This is a genomic window from Sphingobium sp. TomTYG75 (genome assembly GCF_054771635.1).
Map to the genome: position 1 here is coordinate 2,036,072 of NZ_BSRE01000001.1, position 26,944 is coordinate 2,063,015.

The following is a 26,944-nucleotide window of genomic DNA, read 5'->3' on the forward strand; positions in this document are numbered from 1 at the left end:
CCGCCATCTTTCCGCGCCTCGGCGTGAAAAATCACTCTTCGCGCAGCCCACGCGCCAGAGAGCCGCCTGAACCATGGAAGACCTCTTCATACCTCCGCAGCAGCCGCGCGAAGACATGCTGAACGTCAGCTTCGAAAGCTGGGAAGGACCGCTCGATCTTCTTCTCGCGCTGGCCCGGTCGCAAAAGGTCGATCTGCGGGAAATCTCCATCCTCGCGCTGGTCGAACAATATCTGGCCCATATTGAGGGCGCGCGGAAGCTGAAGCTCGAGCTGGCGGCCGATTATCTGGTGATGGCGGCGTGGCTCGCCTACCTCAAATCCTCGCTGCTGCTGCCCAAGCAGGCCCAGCCTGATCCCAACCCCGACGAACTGGCGCTGCGCCTGCAATTGCGGCTCCAGCGGTTACAGGCCATGCGGGAAGCTGGTGCCCGCCTGATGGCGCGCGACCGCGTTGGCCGGGACGTTTTCGTTCGCCCCCGTCCGGAGGGACTACGCCTGGTGCGCAAGGCGAAATGGGCCGCCAGCCTCTACGATCTTCTGCAATGCTATGGGCAAGTGCGCGCGCGGACGCAGCCCGTCGTTCACATGGTCGTCGCCCGGCCGGTAATGACCCTGGACGAAGCCATTCAGCGTGTCGGCGCGCTGGTCGGGTCGGCGATCGACTGGACCGTGCTGGAATCCTTCCTGCCCGATGGTCAGGACGGGCCAATGGCGCGTTCGGCGCTCGCCAGCAGCTTTGTCGCGGCGCTGGAACTGGCGCGGCAGGGGCGGCTGGAAATCCAGCAGGACGGCATTTTCGAGCCCATTTACCTGCGCGCCGCGCTACCGGAACAAAGTGGGGGACGTTTGTTGTAATGCAGGAACCGGACGATTTCATGCGCGCGGTGGAGGCCGCCCTGTTCGTTGCTGAACATCCGTTGACCACCGTCGAATTGCGGCAGCATGTGGGGGATGTCGGGGACATCGCCGCCGTGCTTGCCGCGCTGTCGGATCATTATGCCGGGCGTGGCATCAATCTGGTCGAACGGGGCGGGCGCTGGCATTTTCAGACGGCGGCGGATCTTGCCCATATATTGCGGCGGGAAAAGGATGAGACTCGCAAACTGTCCCGCGCCGCGATGGAGACGCTGGCCATCATCGCCTATCATGAACCCGTCAGCCGCGCGGAGGTCGAGGCCATTCGCGGCGTGCAGGTGGCCAAGGGAACGTTGGACGTGCTGATGGAAGCAGGCTGGGTCCGGCCAGCGGGCAGGCGGGAAGTGCCGGGCCGTCCACTGATTTACGCCACCACGCACGAATTTCTGTCACATTTCGGGCTTAGCAGCCGCCGGGATCTGCCGGGCATGGATGATCTGCGCGCTGCCGGATTGCTCGATCCCGTCGATCTCGCGCTGGAGGGCCTGGGGGCTCAATCCGTTCTGGAAAATGATGAGGAAGAAGCCTAGAAAGGGCTTACTGTCAGGAGAAAGTTAAAATGGGTTCCTTTTCGTTGATGCACTGGGTCATCGTTCTCCTGGTGGTCATGCTGTTGTTTGGCGGCGGCCGTATCTCCGGGTTGATGGGTGACGTTGCCAAGGGCATCAAGAGCTTCAAGAAGGGTATGGCCGACGATGACGACGACATCGCGCCCGCCAAGCCCGCTACGCGGATCGAAGGACATCGTGTTCCTGAACAGGACGCACCGACCGCCACGTCCGAAGAAAAGACCAAGGCCTGATTTTCATTTCACGCCCAAGCGGTAGGCGCGCATGTTCGATATCGGTTCGACCGAACTTCTGCTGATCGTGATCGTCGCGGTGGTCGTGATCGGTCCAAAGGATTTGCCGCGTGCCCTGTACAAGGTGGGCCAGATCGTCGGCAAGGCGCGCGGAATGGCGCGCCATTTCCGCACCGGCATCGATGCCATGGTGCGGGAAGTCGAGATGGAAGAACTGGAAAAGAAGTGGGCCGATCAGAACCGGCGGATCATGCAGGAACATCCGGCCGACGCTTCAGCAGTTCCCGCGATCGAGCCATTGCCGGGCTCTGTGGACAATCCCGCACCCGCCGCCACCACGCCTCCGCCGCCCTTCGTGGCGCAATCGGCGCCCGTTGTTCCGGCTCCTGCTGCCGACGGCCCACCCTATATCGCGGCGCAGTCCGCTCCGGCCGGTAAGGGCGACGCGCAGGCATGAAGGACATCGATGATTCCAAGGCGCCGCTGCTCGACCATCTGATCGAACTACGCGGGCGCCTGCTGAAATGCGTATGGGCGTTGTTCATCACCGGCGCGGTCTGCTTCTATTTTTCAGACAAGCTATTCGCCTTTCTGGTGCATCCTTTGAAGGAAGCCTTTGGCGACGCGGGCGGGCGACTGGTCTATACCAAGCTGTACGAGGCCTTTTTCGTGCAGGTGAAGGTGGCGATCTTCGGGGCTTTCTGCATCTCCTTCCCGATCATCGCGAACCAGCTCTGGGCCTTCATCGCTCCGGGCCTTTATGCCAAGGAAAAGAAGGCGTTACTGCCATTCCTGGTGATGACCCCGGTCCTGTTCCTGATGGGCGCCAGCCTCGCTTATTATATCGTCATGCCGACCGCGTTCCATTTTTTCCTTGGATTCCAAGGAAAAAGCAGCGGTCTCCAGGTAGAGGCGCTCCCCAGCGCCGATGCCTACCTTACGTTAGTTATGCAGTTCATCCTTGCATTCGGCATCAGCTTCCTGATGCCCGTCCTGCTGATGCTGCTCAATCGCGCCGGTTTCGTCACCCGCGCCCAATTGATCGGCCTGCGCCGCTACATGATCGTCGGCGCCTTCATCCTCGCCGCCGTACTGACCCCACCCGACGTCGTGTCGCAGCTGATGCTCGCCATTCCCCTATTGCTGCTTTACGAAATCACGATCGTGGCGATCTGGTTCACCGATCGCAAGCAGGCCCGCGAAGCCGCAGCCGCAGCCACGGACGGAGCCGACGCTTCCACCAGCTAAAAAAAAGGCCCGCCATTGGGCGGGCCGCAAGGGTGGGAGCCTGTTTACGCTGCTTACTTCGCCGCGTCTTCCACGGCCGCGCCAGCGCTCTGCACGTCTTTGCCAGCGCCTTCGACGGTGTTGCATGCAGCCACCATCAGCGAACCGGTAAGCAGCAGAGCGGCAAGGATCTTCTTGGTCATGGTCGTCTCCTAGGAAAAACTCGAGCCGGACAGCCTCGCTATCCAGCGGCTGAGGAGGAGAACCCACGGCCGCGAAATACGTTCCGCATCCGGAAATATCTGATTTTGAACGGAAAAGGCCCAAAAAATCAGAGCCCGGAACGCGTCGGGGGGGGGGAGATGCGTTCCGGGCTCATGTTTTTTTGGATAGCAAGAGCGGGGGGCAAAAGATTTGCTATCCGGTATGCAGAACCCTCCATCGCGAGATTTGGTTCCGCTGTTTTTTCATTCTCGGAATATTTTTATTGTCCAGCAAAATCAGGTAATTGGAGAATGCGTGGAAAATTTTCTGACGCTGGCTCCTTCAGATGAGCGGCCGTCCGCTATTTCTATATTCGGGCCGGATGGTGGACGGCGGAAGTGTGTCCTGAGGCGCTGGGGGCGGAACGATAATAGGTGCTGTCACATGGGCACCGACGGGCTCGGCGTAACGCTCAGCGATGCGTGGACTTGTCGGCCAAGCGCGAACAGAAGGGCCGGACTGCCATTCCCGGCCGGGATAGGGGGTGCGAAACGCCGCCTCCGTACCGTGAAACCCAGGCATCTGATAGAAGATGTGCGCGCCGATCACAGCAACGGCGCGCTTCGACGCAGCCCATCCTGGGCGGACTGCCAGCGTGTGGTAGAAGGTCGCGAGCCCCACCGGGGCATAGACACGACCCGCAAGCGCCTGTTCCGCTATGCGGCGGGCGCGCGTCCAGCTTTGCACATGGTTGGCCCGGCCCATGGATCCGTCGCAGCTGAAAGTGAATTGGCACAGGGAGTCGGTGCGTTCGGACCCCTGATAGACGACGCCGCAGACGCTATGGGGCCAGAGCGGATTGCGAACGCGGTTGAGAACAACCTGAGCGACGGCGCGCTGGCCTTCTTCGGGTTCGTTGCCAGCCTCATAATAGATGGCGGAAGTCAGGCAGTTGATTGCCCGGTAGCTGTCCAGCGGCGTTTGACCGCGAAAGGCAGCGGCGGGAGCGGCATCGACCGTGTCGAGCTTGAGGACATGCTGGCTGTTGCCAGGAGAAGCGGGCAGATCCTGAAAGACGCCGTCAACGAAGAAGTAGGCGGAACCGGGGAAATTTTCGCCCGGCCTCTCCGCGACAGCATCGCGCGCCGCCGCGTCGGCAAGCATATCGAGCGGAGCGGCCGTGATCAGGCGCGGCAAGGCAAGCGCGATCAGCGCCAAGGCGGCCAATGCCATATGCCATAATCGCGCGCGCGCCATGTCTGAAGCCGTCTGCTTTCACAAATTCATCGCGGCGGAGTGCCGCATGACCTGTCATTAGTGCAAAAGCCTTGCCACTTTCTTCCCGCCCGATGCGATCTTTGCGTGGCAATGAAAACGGCTCTTTGGGTGGATGAGCATTCCCTTGCTTGGCAAGCGTGCATCCGCTCCGCTATGCGGGGAACATGCTGGTTCAGAATGATAGCCTCGCCCTGATTGGCAACACGCCGCTGGTACGCCTTACCGGTCCATCGGAAGAGACGGGCTGCGACATCTTCGCCAAGTGCGAATTCGCCAACCCCGGCGCGTCGGTAAAGGACCGCGCAGCGCTCTTCATCGTCAATGATGCGGAGGAAAAGGGGCTGTTGCAGCCGGGCGGCACGATCGTCGAGGGGACGGCGGGCAATACCGGCATCGGGCTTGCGCTGGTAGCCAATGCGAAGGGCTATAAGACGATCATCGTCATGCCCGAGACCCAGAGCCGGGAGAAGATGGACACGCTGCGCGCACTGGGCGCGGAACTGGTGACCGTGCCTGCGGCGGCCTATTCCAACCCCGGCCATTTCGTCCACACGTCGCGCCGGATCGCCGAGGAGACGGAGAATGCGGTCTGGGCCAATCAGTTCGACAATATCGCGAATCGCAAGGCGCATATCGTCGGTACGGCCGAGGAAATCTGGCAACAGCTGGAGGGGCAGATCGACGGCTTCACTTGTGCAGCGGGCACTGGTGGCACGATCGCTGGTGTCGGGCTCGGCCTCAAGGCGCATGACGAGAATATCACCATCGCGCTGACCGACCCCTATGGCGCGGCGCTCTATAATTATTATGCCCATGGCGAGTTGAAGGCGGAAGGGTCGTCGGTGGCCGAGGGCATCGGGCAGGGCCGTATTACCGCCAATCTGGAAGGCGCGCCGATCGACACGCAGTTCCGCATTTCCGATGAGGAAGGGCTGCACTGGGTCGAGCGATTGCTGGCGGAGGAAGGGCTTTGTCTTGGCCTGTCCTCAGGGATCAACGTCGCAGGCGCGGTGGCGCTGGCGAAAGAGCTGGGGCCGGGCAAGCGGATCGTCACCATCCTGTGCGACACAGGCTTCCGTTATCTGTCCACCCTCTACAATCGTGAGTGGCTGGAAGCGAAGGGCTTGACGGTCTTCCCCTGGCTCGCGCACAATCGCTGATCGCCGACAAGGGTCGCGGCGACAAGATAAAGAGCGCTTAATGGCTGAACATCCCCGCCGACAGGAAGGGTTGCAGCGTGTCCAGATCGGCCTGACGGGGCTGGCGGGCGTGGTGCTCCTCGTGGGTCTGGCGAATATCGTGATCGACAAGGCGCGGATCGATGATCCGGCAGTGCCGCCGCCGACCGTGCCGACCCTGGACGTCAATGCAGTCGCGCCCAAGGAACCTTTGGCGGAGCTGGGCGTGCAGCCCGCGCCGGAACAGCAGCCGATCGTCCCGGATCTTCAGCCGGACCCCAATCTGAGCAAGCCGATGGATCGCGACCCACAGCCATCCGGCCGTTGAAGGTCCGGGCTGCGCCGCGCATTGCTTGAAGGCGGCGCTCCGCACATTCGTGATGCTTTGGCTGGGATCGGCGCTGGTCCTGGCCGTTGGCCTGTCGCCATTGCTGCGGACGGGCAGCTTGATGCGCGAAACTGGATGTGGCTAGCGTCGAATCTTATTTCCTTCGCTCTTTCACTCAGCGCCGATCGCTTCCGTCATTGGGGAGGGATTTTCTGGGCAATGTCGGGATGTGTCGCTTTGTAGCGGCATGCGGCGTCGGCTGAGCTGCGTAAGTCCGGTTCAAAACGCCGTCTGGTGGTCTAAATCAACCTTAGAACCAGAACAAAACGGGATTTCCCAAAATCTCCCGACTTTTCCCTTTTCTTGTGGCCTGGCCCTTGGTATCTAATTCGCATAGGGGTTTGTCAGGCTTTGCTAGTCCTGCGCACCGGGCCGCAATGACGCGGGTTGGTGAGCGGCTGCCTGCGCCCTTGCGAACAGAGGGGCAGCAGTCCGCACGTGCCGGAAATCATTCTCTTTACAGGCAACGCGTTCAGCGTAGCGGACGGCAAGGGCCGTTTCGTGCTGCCTCTGGAGATGCGTCGGCAGGTCAAGCTGTCCAGCGCTGGGGAAACGCGACTTTATCTTTCCGTCCATGGCGACAACCCCTGCGCCACGGGCTTTGGAGAATCGCATCGCCGTTTCCTGTTCACCGAAGTCGAGGAACTGGCCCGCGAGGCACGGGCGCACGGCCGCGACTATAATGCCGACCTGGAGCTGGAACGCCGACTCGGCACGATCGAGGAAGTGAATTTCGACGACGGCGGCCGCTTCGCCATGCATCCGGACATCAAGGATGAATATGGCATCACCGATGCTGTCTTCTTCTATGGCGTGGGCCGTTACATCCAGATCTGGAAGCCGGAAACGCTGGTCGACAGCAAGGATCGTCCGGAATTGATCCGCAACAAGGTGCGCCGCTGGCTGGACCAGCGGACGGCGGGGGACGGCAAGTGACCGCTCCTGCCGATCTGGATCGTCACATCCCGGTTCTGCTTAATGAAGTGCTGCATGCCCTCGCCATCAACCCCGGCGAGATTCATGTTGATGGCACGTTCGGCGCGGGCGGATATTCCAGTGCGATGGCGGCGCAGGGCGCGAAGGTTTTTGCCTTCGACCGCGATCCCGATGCCATCCGGGAAGGCGAGGCACTGGCGGCGGAGAAGGGTATCACCCTGATCGCCGGAGAATTTTCCCGCATGGAGCAGTTGCTGGGCGATCGTGGCATCAGTTCGGTATCGGGCGTGACGCTCGACATCGGCGTGTCTTCGATGCAGCTCGACCGCCCGGAGCGCGGCTTTTCCTTTCAGGCGGACGGCCCCCTCACCATGACGATGAGCCAGGATGGGATGAGCGCCGCCGATTTCCTGAACAATGCCCCTGAGCAGGAGATTGCCGACGTCCTCTATCGCTATGGCGAAGAGCCGCGCTCGCGCCGGGTGGCCCGCGCGATCGTGGAGGCCCGCCCGTTGGAGCGCACCGGTCAACTCGCAAGCGTTGTTCGCCGGGCGCTGGGCCACAAGCCACACGACAAGAAGGACCCGGCAACCCGCACCTTCCAGGCGATCCGCATCCATGTGAATCGCGAGCTGGAAGAATTGGAGCGTGGGCTGGAAGCGGCGGAAGCGATGCTGGAAGAGGGGGGTCGATTGGCCGTGGTGACTTTCCACAGCTTGGAAGACCGTATCGTCAAGCAGTTCTTGCGCCAGCGCAGTGGCGGAGAAGGCGCGGGATCGCGCCACCTGCCGGAACGCAAGGCCGCAGCTGAGCCTACCTTCCATAAGCCAGCCAAAGCGATACGTCCCGGCGAGGCGGAGTTAGCCCGCAACCCGCGCGCGCGCTCCGCGACCCTGCGCAGCGCCGTTCGTACATCAGCGTCCGTTTCTCAGCCAAGTTCTTCCAGGAGCGCCCGCCCATGATCGCGGTGAAGAGGTTGCAGAGCCTGATCTGGATCCTGCTAGTCGCGCTGGGTGCGCTTGGCGCCTATCTGGTATCGCTGAAAGTCGCGACCGAGCGTAATGAACTGATGAAGGTGCAGACGCAGATCGCGCGGGCGCGGGCGGACATCCGTTATCTGGAAACGGAATTCAGCGCGCGAGCGAGCATGCGGCAGCTGGAGCGCTGGAATCAGGATGATTTCATGTACGCGACGCCGACCGCGCAGCAATATCTGGGCGGTGAGCGGGCGCTGGCGAACCTGGATGGCATCCAGCCCAACGGCCCCGACTATGTCGCGCCGCCTGTGATGGTGGCGATGGTCGAAAGCCCTGCCGACCTGCCATCTGCGCCGCAGGCCGCCCCGGCGAGTCCCGCAGCCACCCAAATCCGCAGCGATATCGCCGTGATCCGTGAAGCGCATGCGGCTGACAATGTCGAAAAGATTGCTAAGCCCGCCGCCAAGACCGCTGCCGAAAAGGCGAAGGACGATGCGGACGTGTCGAAGCCCAATCCGGTGGCTCGCCATGCGGAACGGATGGCGATGCTGGATGCCAAGCTGCTTGACGACAGCACCATCGGCGACATCAGCGCCAAGGCGGCGCGCGAACGCAAGAAAGGCGCGCGCTGATGGCAACAATCATCGTTCAGCCGGGCGGCGCCAGGGCAGGCAAGCAGCGGGTTGATCTGACGGCGGTTGCCCACAACCGGCTGATGTTGCTGCTGATCCTGTTCATGGCGATCACGGCGGTGGTGATTCTACGGCTCACCTGGGTGGGCATCTTCGCGCATGGCGCAAGCGGCGATGGCGCCGTTTCGGGCCTGCTTCCCGCCCGCGCTGACATTGTCGATCGCAATGGCGTGCCACTCGCCCGCACGATGGACGCCTATTCCATTGCGGTGCGCCCGTCGAAGCTGATCGGCGAGCCCGCCGAACTTGCGCGCAAGCTGCACGAGATTTTTCCCGATGAGCCTGAGGCGGCGTTCTACAAGAAGCTGACCGGCAAGGGTTGGGCCTATCTGCGCCGCCGTGCGCTGCCCGAGGAAGTGGCGGCGGTGAATGCGCTGGGCGAGATCGGCATCGAATTTCCCCGTGAGAAGGAACGCCTGTATCCCCAGCGCAGCCTGGCGGCGCATGTCCTCGGCTTTGCGCCCAATGCCGACGGGCAGGGTGGCATGGGGGTCGAGGCGGCGTTCAATGACCGGCTGACCGATCCGGCGCTGCGTGGTCAGCCTTTTGCCATTTCGATCGACAGCCGGGTGCAGGGCGCGCTGGAGAGCGAGCTTTACGCGCAGATGGTGGCGCAAAATGCCAAGGGCGCAGGCGGCATCATCATGGACGCGAACACCGGGGAAGTGATTGCGATGGCGTCGATCCCCGTGTTCGACCCCAACAAGCTTCAGAATTACGCGGGCAAGAAATGCAGCGAATCGCCACTCTGCAACCATATGGTTCAGGCGCGCTACGAACTCGGTTCGACGTTCAAGCCATTGTCGATCGGCGAGGCGATGGATCGCGGTGTCGTCACTTCGATGGCGAAGCGCTACGACGCGACCGCCCCGCTCGCGGTGGCCGGGTTCAAGATCAAGGACGACCATGCGCTCGGCCGTTGGATCAATGTGCCGGAAATACTGGTACACAGCTCCAACATCGGAACGGCACGGATCGCCGATGAAATGGGCGCCGCGCCCATGCAGCAGTTGTTCCGCAACCTGCAGTTCGACCAGCGCGCGCCGATCGAGCTGAAAGAACGCGCCAAGAGCATTTGGCCCTATAATTGGGGCCGCATAACGACGATGACTGTGTCCTATGGTCATGGCATCGCCGTGACGCCGCTGCACCTTGCCGCCGCCTATGCGGCATTGGTCAATGGCGGCATCTGGCGGCCTGCCACCTTGCGCAAGCTGCACGCCAATGAAGTGCCTGAAGGCCACCGCGTCTTTTCGGCCGCTACCAGCGCGCGGATGCGGCAGCTGTTGCGGATGATCGTTGCGGCAGGTACAGGTCGCAGCGCCGACGCCAAGGGATTCCGGGTGGGCGGCAAGACGGGTTCCGCCGAGAAGCCTGAAGAAGGCCGGTACAACAAGAGTTCACTGGTGACGACTTTCGCGTCCGCATTTCCGATGGATAATCCCCGCTACGTCGTGCTGACGATGATGGACGAGCCCAAGGGCAACGCGCAGACTTTCGGCCTGCGCACGGCTGCCTGGACGGCCGCGCCGGTGGTCAAGCGCGTGATCGAACGTACCGCCCCGATGCTGGGTGTGTTGCCCGACGAACGGCGGGACGTCGATATTTCCGACCTCATGCCCCTGCTTGGGCAGGACAAGGACAAGGATTGAGATGCGCCTCGGGTCGCTTATCGAGGGGCTGGATGTGAAGCTCGACACTGGGGCGCCGCTGGACGCTTCGGTGTCGGGCTTCGCGATCGATAACCGGAAGGTTGCGCCGGGCACGGTCTTTGGCGCCTTCCAGGGACTGCGGGTGAATGGCGAGGATTTTATTGCCGACGCCGTGCGCGCGGGCGCTGTTGCGGTCGTCGCGCGGCCGGAGGCGAAGGTGGAGGGGGCGGTCCATATCGCCCATGACAATCCCCGCCGTCTTTTCGCCTTGCTCGCCGCCCGATATTTCGCGCCGTTCCCCGAAGTGACCGTTGCTGTCACCGGCACCAACGGAAAGACGTCGACCGTTGAGCTGGCCCGCCAGCTATGGCGGATGCTGGGCCATCATTCCGCTTCGATCGGCACACTGGGCGTCACCACTTCCGTCGATCAGGTGTCGACGGGGCTGACGACGCCGGACATCGTCACCTTTCTATCCAACATGTCGGGCCTGAAGCGCGAGGGCATTACCCACGCAGCGTTCGAAGCGTCGAGCCATGGTCTTGCGCAATATCGGACGGAAGGACTGCCGGTGTCCGCGGCCGCCTTCACCAACCTGTCGCGCGACCATCTCGATTATCATGGCGACATGGACAGCTATTTCGACGCCAAGATGCGGCTGTTCGATGAGGTGGTCGCGCCCGACGGCGCGGCCGTCGTCTGGGCCGATGACGCATGGTCCGACAAGGTCATCCAGCGAGCTACGAAGCGGGGGCTTCGTGTGCTGAGCGTCGGGGTGCAGGGGCAGGCTTTGCGCCTTGCCAACCGCACCCCGACCCAGTTGGGCCAGACGCTGGAGGTCGAGGCTGGGGGCAATCTCTACAAGGTCAATCTGCCGCTGATCGGTGCCTATCAAGCGGCGAATGCACTTACCGCCGCCGGGCTCGTCATTGCAGGCGGGGAGGATGTGGCCAAGGTTTTGGAGCTGTTGAGCCGGGTCCAGCCGGTGCGCGGCCGTCTGGAACGGGCAGTGATCACCAAGGCGGGCGCGCCCGTCTATGTCGATTATGCGCATACGCCCGATGGACTGCGCGCCGCGATCGAAGCGCTGCGCCCCCATACGCGCGGTAAACTGATCGCGCTGTTCGGCGCTGGCGGCGACCGGGACGCTGGCAAGCGCCCGCAAATGGGCAAAGTTGCCGCAGAGTTGGCTGATCATGTCATCGTCACCGATGATAATCCCCGTTCGGAAGATCCTTCCGCCATTCGCGCCGCCGTCATGGCGGGGGCGTCGGGCGCGGAGGAAATCGGTGGTCGCCGCGCCGCGATCGCCGCAGCCATTGCGCGGGCCGGTGGGGATGATATCGTGCTGCTCGCGGGCAAGGGGCATGAACAGGGGCAGATCATCGGCGATCGGGTGTTGCCGTTCGACGATGTCACTGTTGCCCGGGAGTGCGCTGGGTGAGCGAGCTTTGGACTTCCGAGGAAATAGCGCAGGCTACAGGGGGTGCCGCTTCGGCACCCTTCGCCGTTTCGGGCGTCGCCTTCGATAGCCGTGAAGTGACCCATGGTGACCTGTTTGTCGCGATGAAGGGCGAGACGACGGACGGCCATCATTTCATCGACAAGGCTTTCGGTCAGGGCGCGGCTGGGGCGATCGTCAGCGAACCTGTTCCTCAACCTCATATATTGGTCCCCGACAGTGCCGCTGCGCTGGAGGCGCTGGGCCGCGCTTCCCGCGCGCGCATGCAGGGCAAGGTGATCGGGGTCACGGGGTCAGTCGGCAAGACGGGCACCAAGGAAGCCTTGTTCCAGGCGCTGGACCGCATCTGCCCGGGTCAGGTGCATCGGTCGGTCAAGAGTTACAATAATCATGTCGGCGTGCCGCTCAGCCTGTCGCGCATGCCCCGTGCGTCGGCCTTTGGCGTGTTCGAAATGGGCATGAACCATGCCGGTGAACTGGCGCAGCTGACGCGGCAGGTGCGGCCGCATGTCGCCATCGTGACCGCAATCGCCCCGGCGCACATCGAATTTTTCGGTACCGAAGAGAAGATTGCGCAGGCCAAGGCGGAGATATTCGAAGGGCTTGAGCCCGACGGCACGGCGGTCATCCCCTACGACAGCCCGCATGTCGCGACGCTCTACGCAAAGGCAGAGCAGCATGCCTCCCGCATCCTGACCTTCGGTTTTGACGAAGAGGCCGATGTACGCGCGCGTGACATGGTTCCGGCGGCGAGCGGCGGCACATTGGTAACGGCCACGCTGCCCAGCGCCGAACTCTGCTTCACCGTGGGTGCGCCCGGCGAACATTGGGTGTCGAACGCGCTGGCCGTGCTGGCGGCGGTCGAAGCCTTGGGCGGCGATTTGGCGGCTGCGGGTCTGGCGCTCGCCGAAATGCCGGGTCTGCCGGGCCGTGGCGAGCGGCGGTCTGTCGCGGTCGCTGGCGGCGAAGCGCTGCTGATCGATGAAAGCTACAATGCCAATCCGCTAAGCATGGCCGCTACGCTCAAGCAGTTGGGCAGGGAAAATGCGAGCCGCCGCATCGCCGTGTTGGGCGGCATGCGGGAATTGGGCGATCGCAGCCACGAACTCCATGCCGGACTTGCCGAGCCGCTTGCCGCCGGTCAGGTCGACTACGCCATTCTGGTGGGCGATGAAATGAAACCGCTGGCCGAGGCGCTGCACGGTCAGCAGTTGGCCTTTGATCATGTGCCGGATACGGCGGCGGCCACCAATCTCATTCGGACGGAAATGCGCGCTGGCGACGCCATATTGGTCAAGGGCTCGAACGGCATCGGCCTGTCGCGCCTGGTCGCCGCGCTTGGGGAACATAAGAACTGATGCTCTACTGGCTCGCCCAGACCATGGATTTCGCGGGGGTTTTCAACCTCGTCCGCTATCTTAGCTTCCGCGCGGGCGCGACGATCGCGACGGCCTTCGTCATCGGTCTTGTGCTGGGTCCGCGCTTCATCGGCTGGTTGCGGGTGCGGCAGGGCAAGGGGCAGCCGATCCGTGATGATGGTCCGCAGACCCATCTGGCAAAGCGCGGCACGCCGACCATGGGCGGCCTCATGATCCTCACCTCCATGATCACATCGGTGCTGCTCTGGATGGATCTGTCGTCCATCTATGTCTGGGCATGCCTGTTCGTAACGCTGGGTTTTGGCGCGATCGGTTTTCTGGACGATTATGACAAGGTGACGAAGGCCAGCCACAAGGGGCTGTCGGGCAAGATGCGTCTGGCGTTCGAATTCCTGATTGCGGGCATAGCGGCCTGGTTGATCGTCAACCAGCACGGGAATACGGCGCTCTACCTGCCCTTCTACAATGGCCCGGCGATCGAGCTTGGCCCCTTCTACTTCCTCTTCGCCGCCTTCGTGATCGTGGCGTTCGGCAACGCTGTGAACCTGACCGATGGTCTCGATGGCCTGGCGACCATGCCGGTGATCATCGCCTGCATGGCGTTCATGGCGATCGTCTATCTGGTCGGCCGCGCGGACTTTGCGGCCTATCTTGGCATCCCGCATGTGCCGGGCGCGGGCAATCTCACCATATTATGCGGTGCGATCATTGGGGCAGGCCTGGCCTTCCTCTGGTTCAACGCTCCTCCAGCCGCCGTATTCATGGGTGATACGGGCAGCCTGGCGCTTGGCGGCACGATCGGCGTCATCGCTGTGACGGCGCATCATGAAATCGTGCTGGGCGTGATTGGCGGCCTGTTTGTGGTCGAGGCGATGAGCGTGATCATCCAGGTCTTCTTCTACAAGCGCACCGGCAAACGTGTGTTCAAGATGGCGCCGATCCACCATCATTTCGAGCAGTTGGGCTGGGCCGAACCGACGGTCGTGATCCGCTTCTGGATCATCTCCTTCGTGCTGGCACTTGCTGGTCTCGCTACGCTGAAGCTGCGGTGAGCGCGATGACCCTTACCTCCTCCGCCTTTGCTGGCAAAACCTATGCGGTTCTTGGCCTAGCCCGGTCTGGACTGGCAACTGTAGAGGCGCTTGTGGCCAGCGGTGCGCGCGTCGTCGCCTGGGACAATCGGGACGAAGCGCGCGCGGCCGTCGCGGACAAGGCCGAACTGGCCGACCCGCTGGAAATTGATCTGGCTGGCTTTGACGGCGTTGTCGTTTCTCCCGGCGTGCCTCTCAACAAGCATCCGATTGCCATGCATGCCAAGCTCGCGGGCGTCCCCGTCATCGGCGACATCGAGCTGTTTGCGCTCGCCCGTCCAACACTTCCCGCACATCGGGTGGTCGGTATTACTGGCACCAACGGCAAGTCGACCACAACGGCGCTGGTTCACCACATCATAGAGACAGCAGGCATCTCGACCCGCATGGGCGGCAATATAGGCCTGCCGATTTTAGGGCAGGAGCCGTTGCCGGAGGGCGGCATCTATGTGTTGGAACTGTCGAGCTATCAGATTGACCTGACGCAGAGCCTGGACTGCGATGTTGCCGTGCTGCTCAATATCACGCCGGATCATCTCGATCGCTATAATGGCTTTGAAGGCTATGTCGCGTCCAAGGCGCGATTGTTCGCGATGCAGTCGCCCGACCATGTCGCGGTGATCGCGACGGAGGATGAACCGAGCCGATCCATCGCGGCTCAGCCGGGCGCTCGGCGGGTAGAGGTGAAGGCTGGGGACATCGATCCCGCCGCGCAGGCGAACTGGCCGTCGCTCCAGGGGCCGCACAACGCGCAGAACGCAGCGATAGCCCTCGCCGTCGCGCGCGCGCTGGGCATCGATGAAGCGACGATCGAGGCTGCCCTCACCAGCTATGCCAGCCTGCCCCACCGGATGCAGCGCGTGAAGGAACTGAACGGCGTACTCTACGTCAACGACAGCAAGGCGACCAACCCCGCCTCGACGGCGCCCGCGCTCGCAGCCTATCCGCCCCTCGATGGCCGCCCGCGGCTGCACTGGATTGTCGGAGGTCTGGCAAAGACAGACAATCTGGACGAATGCGCGCCATGGTTCGGCAATGTCGCTGCCGCTTACACGATCGGCGAAGCGGGTCATATGTTCGCCGATCTGCTCAAAGATCATATGGCGGTGGATGATAGCGAGATGCTATCGGCCGCCGTTCGCCGCGCGGCGCGTGTAGCACAGCCGGGCGACGTCGTGCTGCTTTCGCCAGCCTGTGCCAGTTTCGACCAATTCCGGGATTTCGAGGCGAGAGGCGATGCCTTCGTCGCGGCCGTCGCGGCGCTGGAAGAAGGGGGCCTGGACGGCTAAGGGCGGCGCAGGGGCGCAGAAGGGGCGATTACAATGTTCAGGGCAGGCGAACTGGTGAAGGGGTTCAAGAACCGCACCGTTCCGCGCGAGCGCACGGCCCTGGCCATCTGGTTCTGGGAGATCGATCGCGTTCTCCTCTCGCTGATCGTCGCGTTGATGGCGATCGGTCTGGTTGCCGTCGCGGCCGCGTCGCCCGTGGCGGCGATCGACCGTTCGACCAGCAGCGTATCCGTCACGCCGCTCATCTATTTCTATCGGCAGCTTATGTGGGTCTTCATCGGCCTGCCGATCATGCTCGTCATATCGATGCTGCCCCGTCAGCAGGCCCGGCGGTTGGCCATGTTCATGACGGCCTTCTTCATCGTGATGTTGCTGTGCGTGCCGATCCTGGGGTCGAGCGTAAACGGCGCGCGGCGCTGGATCGACCTGCCCGGATTTCGCTTTCAGCCCTCGGAATTCCTGAAGCCTGTCTATGTCGTCTCCATGGCCTGGTTGCTTTCGCTGCGGGGCAAGGACATGTCCTTGCCGGTCATTCCGCTGACCGGCGTGTTGACGCTGTTGATCGCGGCGATCCTGATGAAGCAGCCCGACTTCGGCCAGACGGTCATTTTCCTTGCCTGCTGGGGATGCCTGTTGCTGCTGTCCGGTGTGTCGATGCGGTTCATCGGCATGATGGTTGGCGTGGCGCTGGCTGGCCTGATCGCCATGTACATGTTCTACGAAAATGGCCGTCAGCGCATCAATGACTTCCTTGGCATCGGCGTCGCGCAGGATACGGGGCCGGACCAGACGGAGTTGGCGTTCCGCACGATCACCCATGGTGGATTCACGGGAGTGGGACCGGGAGGCGGCCAGGAGAAATTCCGCCTGCCCGAAGCGCACACCGACTATATCTTTTCCGTGATCGGTGAAGAGTTCGGGCTGCTCGCCTGCATCGGCATCGCCTGCGTCTATCTGGCGATCGTTGTCCGTGTGCTGCTGCGCATGCTGGACGAGGATGATAATTTCACGATCCTGGCGGCAGCGGGCCTTACCACGCAGTTCGGGTTGCAGGCGATCATCAACATGGGCGTCAATGCCCAGATATTTCCTTCGAAGGGCATGACGCTGCCCTTTATCAGCTATGGCGGCTCCTCTATGCTGGCCCTTTGTATCGGGGTCGGCCTGCTGCTTGCGTTCACACGGCGCAATCCCTTCATGGGGCGGCATACCGTCGTCAAATGGAGTGGTCGATGAGCATTTCCCGTCACTTCGTCCTCGCCGCGGGTGGGACGGGCGGTCACATGATTCCGGCGCATGCTGTGGCCGAAGAGTTGATGGCGCGCGGCCACCATGTCGCTTTGGTCACGGATGAGCGCGGCGCCAAGATCCCGGGCATCTTCGATCGCGCGCAGGTCCATGTCCTGCCTGCTGGCCGCATGACGAAGAACCCGAAAAGCTGGATGGGCGCGCTTAAGGCCATCCTTGCAGGCCGCGCCATGGCCCGCCGGCTCAACGAGACCTTCCGCCCCACCGCTGTCGTCGGGTTTGGCGGCTATCCCGCCATGCCTGCGCTGTTGGGCGCGCTGGCGGATGGCATCCCGACCGCCATCCACGAACAGAATGCCGTGCTAGGCCGCGTAAACCGTTTCCTCGCCCGCCGCGTCGATGCGATTGCTACGGCTTACCCGAAGGTGGAGCGCCTGCGCGACAAATATGCGGGCAAGGTCCATTTGGTCGGAAATCCGGTTCGCGAGGAAGTGAAGGCGCTGCGGGACGAGGAGTTTCCGGCGCTGACGGACGAGAGCGTATTCCGCGTGCTCGTGATTGGCGGCAGTCAGGGCGCCAGCATCCTTTCGTCGGTCGTCCCGGACGGCCTTGGCATGTTGCCGCTCAGCCTGCGCCGCCGATTGCAGGTGACGCAGCAATGCCGGGCCGAGGATATCGAGCGGGTCCGCCGCTTCTACGCCGACCTGGAAATTCCCGCTGACCTGGCGACCTATTTCAACGATGTGCCGGAAAAGCTCAGCTGGTCGCATCTGGTGATCGCTCGCGCGGGAGCATCGACGCTGGCGGAACTTACCTGCGCGGGGCGCCCGGCGATCCTTGTCCCGCTGCCGAGCGCGATGGATGATCATCAGACGGTCAACGCGCGCGAGATGACCGAGGCGGGCGGTGCGCGGACTATCCCGCAGTCGCGCTTCACCGCCGTGGAGCTCGCCAAGCAGATGCAAAAGATGGCGATGGAGCCCGGCGCGCTTCAGAACGCAGCCAAGCGCGCTCGTGCCTGCGGCCGTCCCCATGCGGCGCGTGACATGGCCGACCTGCTGGAAAGCATCGGCCCCGCGCCGATCATGAACGATCCTTTGAAGGTCGGGCCGATCCCGACCAGCCTGAATTTGCAGGGCGTCCCTGCATGAATATGAACCCCCTTTGTCATCCCGGCTCGCGCGGGAATGACGGAGTTTTCCCGGAGATTAAGGCATGAAGGGTGTCGGCACCGACATCGGCACGATCCATTTCATCGGCATTGGCGGCATCGGCATGTCCGGTATCGCCGAGGTGATGCACAATCTGGGTTACAAGGTTCAAGGGTCCGACGTGGCCGAGGGCTATGTCGTCGAAGGTTTGCGCAAGAAGGGCATCGACGTGATGATCGGCCACAAGGCTGAAAATCTGGGCGATGCCGCCGTGGTCGTGACTTCGACCGCGATCAAGAAGGGCAATCCCGAAGTTGATCTGGCGCTGGAAAAGCGTGTCCCCGTCATTCGCCGTGCAGAAATGCTGGCGGAGCTGATGCGGCTCAAATCCACCGTCGCGGTCGCGGGCACGCATGGCAAGACCACGACCACCTCAATGGTCGCGGCACTGCTCGACGCTGGCGGGGTGGACCCGACCGTCATCAACGGGGGCATCATCAACAGCTATGGCTCCAACGCTCGCCTCGGCAAGAGCGACTGGATGGTTGTCGAGGCCGACGAAAGCGACGGCAGCTTCCTGCGCCTCGACGGCACGCTGGCAGTCGTCACCAACATCGATCCCGAGCATCTCGACCATTATGGCAGCTTCGACAAGGTGAAGGACGCCTTCGTCGAGTTCGTCGAAAATGTGCCCTTCTATGGTGCCGCGATGCTCTGCCTCGATCATCCAGAGGTGCAAGCGATCCTGCCGCGCGTGCAGGACCGTCGCATCGTCACCTATGGTTTCTCGGCGCAGGCCGATATTCGCGGCGAGAATGTGCAGCCGATCCCCGGCGGCAACCGCTTCGATGTGCAAATCCGCGAGCGCGACGGTTCGCTCCGCCGGATCGAAGGGATCGAAATGCCGATGCCCGGCCGCCACAACGTGCTGAACGCCATGGCGGCGATCGGTGTGGCGCTGCAAATGGGCATTGATGATGCGACGATCCAGACGGGCTTTGCGAAGTTTGGCGGGGTGAAGCGTCGTTTCACTAAGGTCGGAGAGATTCCGACGGGACAGGGGGTCGCGACCGTCATCGACGATTATGGCCACCACCCGGTCGAGATAAAGGCCGTGCTGGCGGCCGCGCGCGAGGGTGCCAAGGGCCGCGTTATCGCGGTGGTACAGCCGCACCGCTATACCCGCCTTCGCGACCTGATGGATGAATTTCAGCAGGCGTTCAACGACGCCGACATCGTCTATGCGGCCCCGGTCTATCCGGCGGGCGAGCAGCCGATCGAAGGCGTGGATAGCGCTGAGTTGGTCGCGGGTCTGAAGCGTCGGGGGCATCGCCACGCTGCGACGGTCGAGGGCGCGGACGATCTGGCCCGCGTAATCGCTGACGATCTTCAGGCTGACGACATGATCATCTGCCTTGGCGCGGGTGACATCACCAAATGGGCCGCAGGTCTGGCACCGGCCGTCGCGGCGAAAGAAGCCGCCTGATGCGAGTTCAAACCGTCCTTCTGGGGGCATTGGGTTGACCACGACAGTGGCGCCCCTTCCTCCGGTTCGCGGGTCGCTGAAGGCTGACGCCCCGCTGGCTCCGCTCGTCTGGTTCAAGGCGGGCGGCGTCGCGCAGTGGCTGTTCGAGCCCAAGGATGCTGAGGATTTGGCGGACTTTCTCGCCCATCTCGATCCAGCCGTCCCGGTGATGGCGCTTGGCCTTGGCTCCAACCTGATCGTGCGTGACGGAGGCGTTCCGGGCGTCGTCGTGCGTCTGGGCAAACCCTTCGCGAAGGTTGAGCAGATCGACGCCACCTCGCTCCGCTGTGGGGGAGGGGCGTCCGGTATCCTCGTATCCTCGACCGCGCGGGATGCGGGCATTGCGGGGCTTGAGTTTCTGCGTTCGATCCCCGGCACGGTGGGCGGTTTCGTGCGAATGAATGGCGGCGCATACGGCCGTGAAACCTGCGACATTCTGGTCGAGTGCGACGTAGTTCTGCGCTCCGGCGATCGTGTGACGCTGCCGCTTGACGCCTTGGGCTATACCTATCGTCACAGTAACCTGCCTGAAGGCGCGGTGGTGGTAAGCGCCGTGTTCCGGGGTGTTCCTGGCGAACCCGCCGCGATCCAGACCGAAATGGACCGCATCGCCGCAGCGCGCGAAGAAAGCCAGCCGCTCCGCAGCAAGACCGGCGGATCAACCTTCAAGAATCCGGACGGTCACAAGGCCTGGGCTCTGGTCGATGAGGCGGGCTGCCGAGGACTGCAATTGGGTGGCGCTCAGGTTTCGGATAAGCATACCAACTTCCTCCTCAACCTTGGCGATGCCACCAGCGCGGACATCGAGGCGCTGGGGGAGGAAGTGCGCCGCCGGGTGAAGGCAAAGAGCGGCGTCGAGCTTGAATGGGAAATCCAGCGCGTGGGAGTGAAGAAGTGATCCGCCCCACCCGCCCGTCATCCCAGCGAAAGCTGGGATCTCCTTCCTCCTTCCCAGCTTTCGCTGAGATGACGAATATTTCTGTTCTGGAGTTCTACAAATGACCCGTGGCCCCTGGCACATCGCCGTCCTCATGGGAGGCTGGTCCGCCGAGCGCCCAGTGTCGCTGATGAGCGGCGAGGGCGTCGCAAAGGCGCTGGAATCGCGCGGGCATAAGGTCACGCGGATCGACATGGACCACAATGTCGCCGCCCGTCTCGCCGAAGCCAAAGCAGATGTCGTGTTCAACGCGCTTCACGGCGTGCCGGGCGAGGATGGCACGGTGCAAGGCATGATGGACCTGATGGGCCTCACCTACACCCATTCGGGCCTCGCCACCTCTGTGATCGCCATCGACAAGCAACTGACCAAGCAGGCGCTGGTCCCTCAGGGCATCCCAATGCCCGGCGGCCACATCGTCGACAGCGTCAGCCTGTTCGAAGCCGATCCCCTGCCGCGCCCCTATGTGGTGAAGCCGGTCAACGAAGGCAGCTCCGTCGGTGTCGCCATCGTAACGCAGGACGGCAATTACGGGTCGCCCATCGGCCGCGATGTGGAAGGCCCCTGGCAGCATTTCGACCAGCTGCTCGCGGAACCCTATATCCGGGGCCGGGAACTGACCACCGCCGTCCTGGGCGATGAGGCGCTGCTCGTGACCGAACTGCGTCCCAAGAGCGGCTTTTATGATTTCGACGCCAAATATACCGATGGCATGACCGAACATGTCTGCCCGGCCGAAATTCCGAACGACATCGGCGAAGCGTGCAAGGCCATCGCCCTGCGCGCGCATCAACTGCTGGGCTGCAAGGGCGCTTCGCGATCCGATTTCCGCTGGGACGATACGCAAGGGGTAGAGGGGCTCTACCTTCTGGAGGTGAACACCCAGCCCGGCATGACGCCGCTCAGCCTTGTGCCAGAACAGGCGGCGAAACTGGGCATTGACTATGCCGAGCTGGTCGAGCGTATTGTCGAGGATGCGCTGATGCAGAAACAGGGCGCTAAGGGGGCAGGGCATGGCTGAAGCACGCATCCGGCGGGGAGGCACGGCGCGTCTGACGGGTGCGGGTGGACCTCGCGGCCGTAATGGATCGGGCCGGGGCAAGCCGGGCAAACGCCGTTCCTGGTTTGGTCGCATGCTTCATGCACTTCCAGTCAGCGAAGACACGCTGCAACGCATAGCGAGCTGGACCATAGTTGGCATCGTCGTCGCCGCCGTCGGTGGCATCGCCATGCTGCTGGGCGTGCCAGCGATGGCCGGACAGAAGGCGGCGGAGGTTGCAGCCAATGCCGGTTTCGAGGTTCAGAAGGTCGAAGTGCGCGGCGTCGAACGAATGGACGAGCTGCCGGTCTATAATATCGCGCTGGGCCAGGTGGACCGCTCCATGCTGTCGCTCGACCTGCCCAAGGTCCGTGACGAAATGCTGAAGCTCGGCTGGGTCAAGGACGCGCGCATTTCGCGGCGCCTGCCGGACACGCTGGTGGTCGATATCGTGGAGCGCGATCCGGTCGCTGTGTGGCAGCATGATGGGCAGTTGCACCTGATCGACGTCCAGGGCGTGGTGCTTCAATCGGTGTCTACGGATGCGATGCCCGATTTGCCGCTGGTTGTCGGCCCCGATGCCAATCGCCAGACTGCGGGCCTCAACAAGCTTATGGAAAATGCGCCTGCGCTCAAGCCCATGCTGGCCGGTGCGACCTGGGTCGGGAACCGCCGCTGGGATTTGCGTTTTCAGTCCGGCGAAACCCTTTCGCTGCCGGAAGGAGACAGGGCCTCTGCGACCGCGCTCGTCAATTTCGCGCGCATGGACGGCGTCAACCGCCTGCTGGGTCGAGGCATCGTGAAGTTCGACATGCGCGACCCGGATCGCTTCATCCTGCGTCTGCCGCAGAACCAGGTGAGCGATAAAGCCGAAGTCAATGCTCCCGCCGCGCCTCAGGGCGAGGAAGGCTGACGCGCATGGCCCAGCCCAAGGTCGATAAACTCGTCACCGCGATCGACATCGGATCGTGGAAAGTTTCCGCGCTTATTGCTGGCCGGACCGAAACGGGTGAACTCGCGATATTGGGCACGGGCCAACGGGAAAGCCGTGGCGTCCGCCGGGGCTTCATCGCCGACATGGAGCGCACCGAACTGGCAGTGCGCGAAACGGTCGAGCAGGCGGAGCGCGTCGCTGGCACCAATATCGAGGATGTGTGGGTCAGCTTCTCTGGCGGGAGCCTCGTTAGCGACGTTGTGACGGTCGAGCGCGACATGGGCGGTTATCGCGTCGAGCAGCCCGACATCGACGATCTGCTTGCGACAGGCCAGCAGGGCATCGATCCCGATGGGCGCGTGGTGCTTCATGCCCAGCCCACCTGCTTCACCATCAATGGCAAGGTGCCGGTGAAAAAGCCGCTCGGCATGCATGCCGACCTGCTGGGCGTCGATATCCACGTCGTGCTGGCGGACGGCGCGCCGCTCGCCAATCTCGACCTGTGCGTGCGCGGGGCCTATCTCAACGTCAATTCGATTGTCGCTTCGCCAATCGCGACAGGCCTTGCCTGCCTTTCCGAGGAGGAAAGGGACTTGGGCGTCGCGCTGGTGGAACTGGGCGCGGGCGTGACCAATGTCTCGCTCTATGCAGGCGGCATGCTGGTGGGCCTGCACAGCATCCCGATCGGCGCTTCGGACATTACCGATGATATCGCCTCCGCCTTCGGCATTCGCCGCAGCCAGGCCGAGCGGATCAAATGTTTCTACGGTTCGGCGATGCAGAACCGCCGTGATTTCCGCGAGATGATTGAGATCGCGGCGCCCCACGGTGATGTCGCCGTGCCGGGGCAGAGCGCTGGTCCCAATGCGGACGGCGGTAAGATCACGCGGGCCGCGCTGGTCGCCGTCATCTGCGAACGGCTGAACCAGTTGATGACGGAGGTCAACGCGGGGCTCGCGGGCATGGGCTTCAATACGCCGACGGGACGCCAGGTCGTGCTGACCGGCGGCGGCGCGGAAATGAAGGGCATTGCCGACTATGCTCAAGGTGCGCTGGGCCGGGCCGTCCGGATCGGCAGGCCTCGTGGATTGGCTGCGTTGCCGGAGGCGCATAGCGGCCCTGCCTTCGCTACGCTCGCCGGTCTGGCGCTTTACGGCGCATCAAACCCGGTTGATCTTAGAACGATAGCGCCTGCGCCCCAGACCGTTCATCGTATCAATGCGCCGCAATGGTGGCAGCGGATGGTGCGGGCGATGAAGACAAACTATTGAATAAATCTAAAGCCAGACGAACTTTGCTAGTGAAATACGCTGTTTTCTGTTGCATTAACTTTCGATGACAGTTTCGCTCATGTCGCCGAAGCTGGAGGGAGCTAGAATTTATGAGCATTGAGATCAGCCCACCGCATGTGGACGAGTTGAAGCCTCGCATCGCGGTGATCGGCGTAGGCGGCGCGGGCGGTAATGCCATCGCGAACATGATCGCCGCGTCGGTTGAGGGCGTGGATTTCATCGTCGCCAACACCGACGCGCAGGCGCTGAACGCCTCGCCCGCCGAGCGCCGCATTCAGCTTGGCCCGCAGATCACCGAGGGTCTGGGCGCAGGTTCGCGTCCGGAAATCGGCAAAGCGGCTGCTGAGGAAACCATCGTCTCGGTCGAAGAGGCGCTGAACGGCGCGCATATGTGCTTTATCGCCGCTGGCATGGGCGGCGGCACCGGAACCGGCGCTGCGCCCGTCATCGCCAAGGCGGCGCGCGACAAGGGCATCCTGACCGTCGGCGTGGTGACCAAGCCCTTCACCTTCGAGGGCAATCGCCGCATGAAGTCGGCCGAGAGCGGCATCGAGGAACTGCAAAAGCATGTCGATACCCTCATCGTCATTCCGAACCAGAATCTGTTCCTGATCGCGAACCCGAACACCACCTTCAAGGAAGCCTTCCAGATGGCTGACGAGGTGTTGCAGCAGGGCGTTCGCGGCATCACCGACCTCATGGTCATGCCGGGCCTCATCAACCTCGACTTTGCCGACGTCCGTTCGGTGATGGGCGAGATGGGCAAGGCGATGATGGGTACTGGCGAAGCCGAAGGCGACGGCCGTGCACTTCAGGCGGCGGAGAAGGCGATCGCCAACCCGCTGCTCGACGGCGTGTCGATGCGGGGCGCGAAGGGCGTCATTGTTTCCATCGTGGGTGGCGACGACATGCGCCTGATGGAAGTCGACGAAGCCGCCAACCACATTCGCGAACTGGTTGATCCCGACGCAAACATCATCTGGGGCTCGGCCTTCAATGACGGCCTCAACGGCAAGATTCGCGTTTCGGTTGTCGCCACCGGCATCGATAGCGAGGCTACTGGTGGCGCGGCGCCGCTGACCCAGCCGTTCAGCTTTGCCAGCCGCCCCGCCGTTGCGGTTCCCGCCGCAGCATCGCGTCCGGCCCCGCAGCCTGCTCCGGCTTCAGCCCCCGAATCCGAGCCCGAAACGCTCGAACTCGATGTGCCTGCCGCCCCCGAACCCGCGCCGATTGTAGCCCCGGTCGAGGAACGGGCCGCCGCAGCGCCCCGGCCCACCCCGGCGGCTGCCTCCGCGCGTCCTGCTGCCGTGTTTTCGGATGAGGACCCGACGCAGGATGAACTGCTGCTCGGCGCAGAGGAAGTTGAAGCACAGCCTGCACCGGCTCCCGCTCCCGCGCCTCAGGCTGCGCCGCGCGCCGCTTCTGGTGGGACCCTGTTTGAACGTATGGCCGGTCTCACGCGAGGTTCCGACAAGAATGCCGGAGTGAGCGACGATGCCGGATCGACGCCCGACATACCGCGGTTCCTCAACCGTCAAAGCAATCAATAAGACGGCGATCCACAGGCTGTTTTATGTTTTAGAGCGCGCCATCGACTGCATCGGGCGGCCGGGCGCGCTTTATCTTGCGGTAAATTTCCCATTCACGCATCGATCCGGTAAAGGGCTAGTGTGAAACGCTCAGCTTTATGGATCCTTGGTGGCCTGCTCCTGACAGGAACCGCCCAGGCACAGCCCGCTCAGATCCAGTCGATCAGGCCGTCAGGCGCTGAAAATCTCAGCCGGAACCTGTCTCGCCTCGCGTCCAATCCGCGCGACGTCGATGCGCTGGTCGGAGCGGGTGATGCTGCGATCGAGATGGATGACATGCGGGCGGCGGCTGGCTTCTTCTCGCGTGCCGATGCGATCCAGCCCAACAATGGGCGAGTGAAGGCCGGGCTTGGCCGGGTCGCGCTCAAGGCGCAAAATCCTGCCGAGGCCTTGCGCTTGTTCGATCAGGCTACCCGTCTCGGCTACGGCGAGGCAACGCTGTTGGCGGACCGTGGCCTTGCGCGGGACATGACCGGAGATCAGGCCGGTGCGCAGCGGGATTATCAAGCGGCCCTCAAGCGCGCGCCGGATGATGCCGAACTAACCTATCGCTATGCCGCGTCGCTGGGGATTTCGGGTCAGGTCGATGCGGCCGAAAAGGCGCTCCAGCCCCTCCTGTACAAGAGTGATCGCGCCGCTTGGCGATACCGCGCGTTCATTCTGGCGATGAACAACAAGCAGGCCGAGGCGCGAAAGATCGCCAGCCAAACCTTGCCCGCGCAACTTGCCGCAGCCTTGGCGCCCTATATGGAGAAAATGCCCTATCTCACCCCGGCGCAGAAAGCGGCGGCGGTGCATTTCGGTCACTTCCCGACCAATGTGGGGACGTCGCTGGCGGCTGCGACGCCCAGGCCTTCAGCGCCGACGGTGGCCTCGGCTCCAGTTCAGGCAGCACCCCCGGCCCCCGCGCAGCCCGCCATTCCGGCGGCGCGCGCGCAACTGCCACAGCCAAGCCGACCTTCGCCAGCGCCCACGCCAACGCCGCCCGCTCGTCCAGTTCTTGCCAGCCCCGCGCCCTCTACGTTCGCGCAGACGTCGACTGAAACGCGCCCTGCACAGGTACAGGGGCCGCCCGCTTCAATTCAGGATCCCGCCCCGCGTCCGGCCGCTCCGCTACCCGCGTCTCACGGCCAGCCCAGCGCCCCAGCACCAGCAGCTGTTCCAGCGTCGCAGCAGCCCGCTGCCGCTCCCATCCAGCGCCAGCAGCCCGATCCGCAAGCGACCCGGACATTGGCCGACATCATACACGCCATCGACGTCCCGGACTCCGAACGCCAGGCGAGCGTAGCCGCTGTCGACCTGTCCGAGATCGAAGCGCTTCAGGCCGCCCGCCGCGCCGAACGGCAGGCAGCCGCCGACAAGGCGAAGAAGGCAGCCACGACGGCCAAGGAAAAGGCCGACGCAGCAGCCAAGGTCAAAGCGAAAGCCGAAGCTGACGCCAAGGCGAAGAAAGCCGCCGAGGAAAAGGCGCGGCTCGCCGCCAATCCGTCGCGCAACTGGGTGCAGATCGGCACGGGTGCCAACCGCAATGCACTGGGCTTCACGCTCAAAGCTCTTCGCCGGAAATATGATGCTGTTGCGCCGCAGGACGGATGGGTCGCCAGCTGGGGCCGTACCAACCGCCTGCTGATCGGTCCCTTCGCCAGCTTCACGCGCGCCAAGACGGTGGAAGCGAAGCTGAAGTCCGCCGGTGCCGATGCCTTCGCCTGGCAAAGCGACGCGGGCGAGGTGGTCGAACAGCTCGGAGGCAAGTAAGAG

General features: G+C 63.2%; 26 protein-coding genes. 24 read left to right on the forward strand and 2 right to left on the reverse strand.

Annotated elements, in window-relative coordinates:
• Positions 1–73 precede the first annotated feature (73 nt).
• Genes ACYU81_RS10345 through tatC form a run of 5 tightly spaced genes read left to right on the forward strand, consistent with a single transcriptional unit; the run spans position 74 to position 2,966 of the window.
• Positions 74–856 (forward strand): segregation and condensation protein A, encoded by a 783-nt coding sequence (locus ACYU81_RS10345; RefSeq protein ID WP_460987554.1) that lies wholly within the window; start codon positions 74–76, stop codon positions 854–856.
• Positions 856–1,446 carry an SMC-Scp complex subunit ScpB gene (scpB, locus tag ACYU81_RS10350; protein ID WP_460987555.1) on the forward strand — a complete coding sequence of 197 codons (591 nt, stop codon included), beginning with the start codon at positions 856–858 and terminating at the stop codon, positions 1,444–1,446. The genes ACYU81_RS10345 and scpB overlap by 1 nt, the downstream gene beginning before the upstream one ends.
• A 29-nt stretch (positions 1,447–1,475) precedes the next feature.
• Complete coding sequence (locus ACYU81_RS10355) at positions 1,476–1,718, forward strand: twin-arginine translocase TatA/TatE family subunit (protein ID WP_196225436.1); 243 nt, start codon at positions 1,476–1,478, stop codon at positions 1,716–1,718.
• Between the two features lie 31 nt (positions 1,719–1,749).
• Positions 1,750–2,175 (forward strand): Sec-independent protein translocase protein TatB, encoded by a 426-nt coding sequence (gene tatB / locus ACYU81_RS10360; RefSeq protein WP_460987556.1) that lies wholly within the window; start codon positions 1,750–1,752, stop codon positions 2,173–2,175.
• A complete protein-coding gene (gene tatC / locus ACYU81_RS10365; RefSeq protein ID WP_460987557.1) occupies positions 2,172–2,966 on the forward strand; it encodes a twin-arginine translocase subunit TatC in 795 nt (264 codons plus the stop codon). The genes tatB and tatC overlap by 4 nt, the downstream gene beginning before the upstream one ends.
• Positions 2,967–3,019: 53 nt before the next feature.
• Here the strand turns inward: tatC and ACYU81_RS10370 are convergent, their stop codons facing one another.
• Together ACYU81_RS10370 and ACYU81_RS10375 are read right to left on the reverse strand one after the other, a co-directional pair.
• Positions 3,020–3,148, reverse strand: a complete 129-nt coding sequence (locus ACYU81_RS10370; protein ID WP_196225439.1) for an entericidin A/B family lipoprotein — start codon at positions 3,146–3,148, stop codon at positions 3,020–3,022.
• Between the two features lie 343 nt (positions 3,149–3,491).
• Positions 3,492–4,406, reverse strand: a complete 915-nt coding sequence (locus ACYU81_RS10375; RefSeq protein ID WP_460987558.1) for a cell wall hydrolase — start codon at positions 4,404–4,406, stop codon at positions 3,492–3,494.
• Between the two features lie 185 nt (positions 4,407–4,591).
• Here ACYU81_RS10375 and ACYU81_RS10380 point away from each other — a divergent pair, with 185 nt between their 5' ends.
• The 19 genes from ACYU81_RS10380 (at position 4,592) to ACYU81_RS10470 (ending at position 26,941) form a co-directional block, all read left to right on the forward strand.
• Positions 4,592–5,587: a cysteine synthase A gene (locus ACYU81_RS10380; RefSeq protein ID WP_460987559.1), complete on the forward strand. Its 996-nt coding sequence runs from the start codon at positions 4,592–4,594 to the stop codon at positions 5,585–5,587.
• Between the two features lie 40 nt (positions 5,588–5,627).
• Complete coding sequence (locus ACYU81_RS10385) at positions 5,628–5,933, forward strand: hypothetical protein (protein WP_449471330.1); 306 nt, start codon at positions 5,628–5,630, stop codon at positions 5,931–5,933.
• Positions 5,934–6,431: 498 nt separating this feature from the next.
• Positions 6,432–6,929, forward strand: coding sequence for a division/cell wall cluster transcriptional repressor MraZ (locus ACYU81_RS10390; protein WP_460987560.1), 498 nt, complete (start codon positions 6,432–6,434; stop codon positions 6,927–6,929).
• Entirely contained in the window at positions 6,926–7,891 is a 966-nt protein-coding gene (gene rsmH, locus ACYU81_RS10395; RefSeq protein WP_460987561.1) for a 16S rRNA (cytosine(1402)-N(4))-methyltransferase RsmH, read from the forward strand. The genes ACYU81_RS10390 and rsmH overlap by 4 nt, the downstream gene beginning before the upstream one ends.
• Positions 7,888–8,538 (forward strand): colicin transporter, encoded by a 651-nt coding sequence (locus tag ACYU81_RS10400; protein ID WP_460987562.1) that lies wholly within the window; start codon positions 7,888–7,890, stop codon positions 8,536–8,538. Before rsmH ends, ACYU81_RS10400 begins: the two co-directional genes overlap by 4 nt.
• Positions 8,538–10,250: a peptidoglycan D,D-transpeptidase FtsI family protein gene (locus ACYU81_RS10405; protein ID WP_196225446.1), complete on the forward strand. Its 1,713-nt coding sequence runs from the start codon at positions 8,538–8,540 to the stop codon at positions 10,248–10,250. The genes ACYU81_RS10400 and ACYU81_RS10405 overlap by 1 nt, the downstream gene beginning before the upstream one ends.
• A gap of 1 nt (position 10,251) precedes the next feature.
• On the forward strand, positions 10,252–11,694 hold the full coding sequence (locus ACYU81_RS10410; protein WP_460987563.1) for a UDP-N-acetylmuramoyl-L-alanyl-D-glutamate--2,6-diaminopimelate ligase: 1,443 nt from the start codon (positions 10,252–10,254) through the stop codon (positions 11,692–11,694).
• Positions 11,691–13,070, forward strand: a complete 1,380-nt coding sequence (locus ACYU81_RS10415) for a UDP-N-acetylmuramoyl-tripeptide--D-alanyl-D-alanine ligase (protein ID WP_460987564.1) — start codon at positions 11,691–11,693, stop codon at positions 13,068–13,070. Before ACYU81_RS10410 ends, ACYU81_RS10415 begins: the two co-directional genes overlap by 4 nt.
• Positions 13,070–14,143, forward strand: coding sequence for a phospho-N-acetylmuramoyl-pentapeptide-transferase (gene mraY / locus ACYU81_RS10420; protein WP_460987565.1), 1,074 nt, complete (start codon positions 13,070–13,072; stop codon positions 14,141–14,143). The genes ACYU81_RS10415 and mraY overlap by 1 nt, the downstream gene beginning before the upstream one ends.
• 5 nt (positions 14,144–14,148) lie before the next feature.
• On the forward strand, positions 14,149–15,471 hold the full coding sequence (gene murD / locus ACYU81_RS10425; protein ID WP_460987566.1) for a UDP-N-acetylmuramoyl-L-alanine--D-glutamate ligase: 1,323 nt from the start codon (positions 14,149–14,151) through the stop codon (positions 15,469–15,471).
• 33 nt (positions 15,472–15,504) lie between these two features.
• Positions 15,505–16,707: a putative lipid II flippase FtsW gene (gene ftsW / locus ACYU81_RS10430; RefSeq protein ID WP_460987567.1), complete on the forward strand. Its 1,203-nt coding sequence runs from the start codon at positions 15,505–15,507 to the stop codon at positions 16,705–16,707.
• Entirely contained in the window at positions 16,704–17,870 is a 1,167-nt protein-coding gene (gene murG / locus ACYU81_RS10435) for an undecaprenyldiphospho-muramoylpentapeptide beta-N-acetylglucosaminyltransferase (protein ID WP_460987568.1), read from the forward strand. Before ftsW ends, murG begins: the two co-directional genes overlap by 4 nt.
• A 64-nt stretch (positions 17,871–17,934) precedes the next feature.
• Positions 17,935–19,356: a UDP-N-acetylmuramate--L-alanine ligase gene (murC, locus tag ACYU81_RS10440; RefSeq protein WP_460987569.1), complete on the forward strand. Its 1,422-nt coding sequence runs from the start codon at positions 17,935–17,937 to the stop codon at positions 19,354–19,356.
• Positions 19,357–19,402: 46 nt separating this feature from the next.
• Positions 19,403–20,293 (forward strand): UDP-N-acetylmuramate dehydrogenase, encoded by an 891-nt coding sequence (murB, locus tag ACYU81_RS10445; protein ID WP_460988166.1) that lies wholly within the window; start codon positions 19,403–19,405, stop codon positions 20,291–20,293.
• A gap of 100 nt (positions 20,294–20,393) precedes the next feature.
• Positions 20,394–21,353, forward strand: a complete 960-nt coding sequence (locus tag ACYU81_RS10450) for a D-alanine--D-alanine ligase (RefSeq protein ID WP_460987570.1) — start codon at positions 20,394–20,396, stop codon at positions 21,351–21,353.
• Positions 21,346–22,284: a cell division protein FtsQ/DivIB gene (locus ACYU81_RS10455; RefSeq protein WP_460987571.1), complete on the forward strand. Its 939-nt coding sequence runs from the start codon at positions 21,346–21,348 to the stop codon at positions 22,282–22,284. Before ACYU81_RS10450 ends, ACYU81_RS10455 begins: the two co-directional genes overlap by 8 nt.
• 5 nt (positions 22,285–22,289) lie before the next feature.
• Positions 22,290–23,576, forward strand: a complete 1,287-nt coding sequence (gene ftsA, locus ACYU81_RS10460) for a cell division protein FtsA (protein ID WP_460987572.1) — start codon at positions 22,290–22,292, stop codon at positions 23,574–23,576.
• Between the two features lie 110 nt (positions 23,577–23,686).
• Positions 23,687–25,147, forward strand: a complete 1,461-nt coding sequence (ftsZ, locus tag ACYU81_RS10465) for a cell division protein FtsZ (RefSeq protein WP_460987573.1) — start codon at positions 23,687–23,689, stop codon at positions 25,145–25,147.
• Between the two features lie 120 nt (positions 25,148–25,267).
• Entirely contained in the window at positions 25,268–26,941 is a 1,674-nt protein-coding gene (locus ACYU81_RS10470; RefSeq protein ID WP_460987574.1) for a tetratricopeptide repeat protein, read from the forward strand.
• Positions 26,942–26,944 lie beyond the last annotated feature (3 nt).

Excerpts from the sequence above, each read along its gene's own strand:
- ACYU81_RS10345 (WP_460987554.1), top strand. The coding sequence starts at position 74 with ATGGAAGACCTCTTCATACCTCCGCAGCAGCCGCGCGAAGACATGCTG.
- scpB (WP_460987555.1), top strand. The coding sequence starts at position 856 with ATGCAGGAACCGGACGATTTCATGCGCGCGGTGGAGGCCGCCCTGTTC.
- ACYU81_RS10355 (WP_196225436.1), top strand. The coding sequence starts at position 1,476 with ATGGGTTCCTTTTCGTTGATGCACTGGGTCATCGTTCTCCTGGTGGTC.
- tatB (WP_460987556.1), top strand. The coding sequence starts at position 1,750 with ATGTTCGATATCGGTTCGACCGAACTTCTGCTGATCGTGATCGTCGCG.
- tatC (WP_460987557.1), top strand. The coding sequence starts at position 2,172 with ATGAAGGACATCGATGATTCCAAGGCGCCGCTGCTCGACCATCTGATC.
- ACYU81_RS10370 (WP_196225439.1), bottom strand. The coding sequence starts at position 3,148 with ATGACCAAGAAGATCCTTGCCGCTCTGCTGCTTACCGGTTCGCTGATG.
- ACYU81_RS10375 (WP_460987558.1), bottom strand. The coding sequence starts at position 4,406 with ATGGCGCGCGCGCGATTATGGCATATGGCATTGGCCGCCTTGGCGCTG.
- ACYU81_RS10380 (WP_460987559.1), top strand. The coding sequence starts at position 4,592 with ATGCTGGTTCAGAATGATAGCCTCGCCCTGATTGGCAACACGCCGCTG.
- ACYU81_RS10385 (WP_449471330.1), top strand. The coding sequence starts at position 5,628 with ATGGCTGAACATCCCCGCCGACAGGAAGGGTTGCAGCGTGTCCAGATC.
- ACYU81_RS10400 (WP_460987562.1), top strand. The coding sequence starts at position 7,888 with ATGATCGCGGTGAAGAGGTTGCAGAGCCTGATCTGGATCCTGCTAGTC.
- ACYU81_RS10405 (WP_196225446.1), top strand. The coding sequence starts at position 8,538 with ATGGCAACAATCATCGTTCAGCCGGGCGGCGCCAGGGCAGGCAAGCAG.
- ACYU81_RS10410 (WP_460987563.1), top strand. The coding sequence starts at position 10,252 with ATGCGCCTCGGGTCGCTTATCGAGGGGCTGGATGTGAAGCTCGACACT.
- mraY (WP_460987565.1), top strand. The coding sequence starts at position 13,070 with ATGCTCTACTGGCTCGCCCAGACCATGGATTTCGCGGGGGTTTTCAAC.
- murD (WP_460987566.1), top strand. The coding sequence starts at position 14,149 with ATGACCCTTACCTCCTCCGCCTTTGCTGGCAAAACCTATGCGGTTCTT.
- ftsW (WP_460987567.1), top strand. The coding sequence starts at position 15,505 with ATGTTCAGGGCAGGCGAACTGGTGAAGGGGTTCAAGAACCGCACCGTT.
- murG (WP_460987568.1), top strand. The coding sequence starts at position 16,704 with ATGAGCATTTCCCGTCACTTCGTCCTCGCCGCGGGTGGGACGGGCGGT.
- murC (WP_460987569.1), top strand. The coding sequence starts at position 17,935 with ATGAAGGGTGTCGGCACCGACATCGGCACGATCCATTTCATCGGCATT.
- ACYU81_RS10450 (WP_460987570.1), top strand. The coding sequence starts at position 20,394 with ATGACCCGTGGCCCCTGGCACATCGCCGTCCTCATGGGAGGCTGGTCC.
- ACYU81_RS10455 (WP_460987571.1), top strand. The coding sequence starts at position 21,346 with ATGGCTGAAGCACGCATCCGGCGGGGAGGCACGGCGCGTCTGACGGGT.
- ftsA (WP_460987572.1), top strand. The coding sequence starts at position 22,290 with ATGGCCCAGCCCAAGGTCGATAAACTCGTCACCGCGATCGACATCGGA.
- ftsZ (WP_460987573.1), top strand. The coding sequence starts at position 23,687 with ATGAGCATTGAGATCAGCCCACCGCATGTGGACGAGTTGAAGCCTCGC.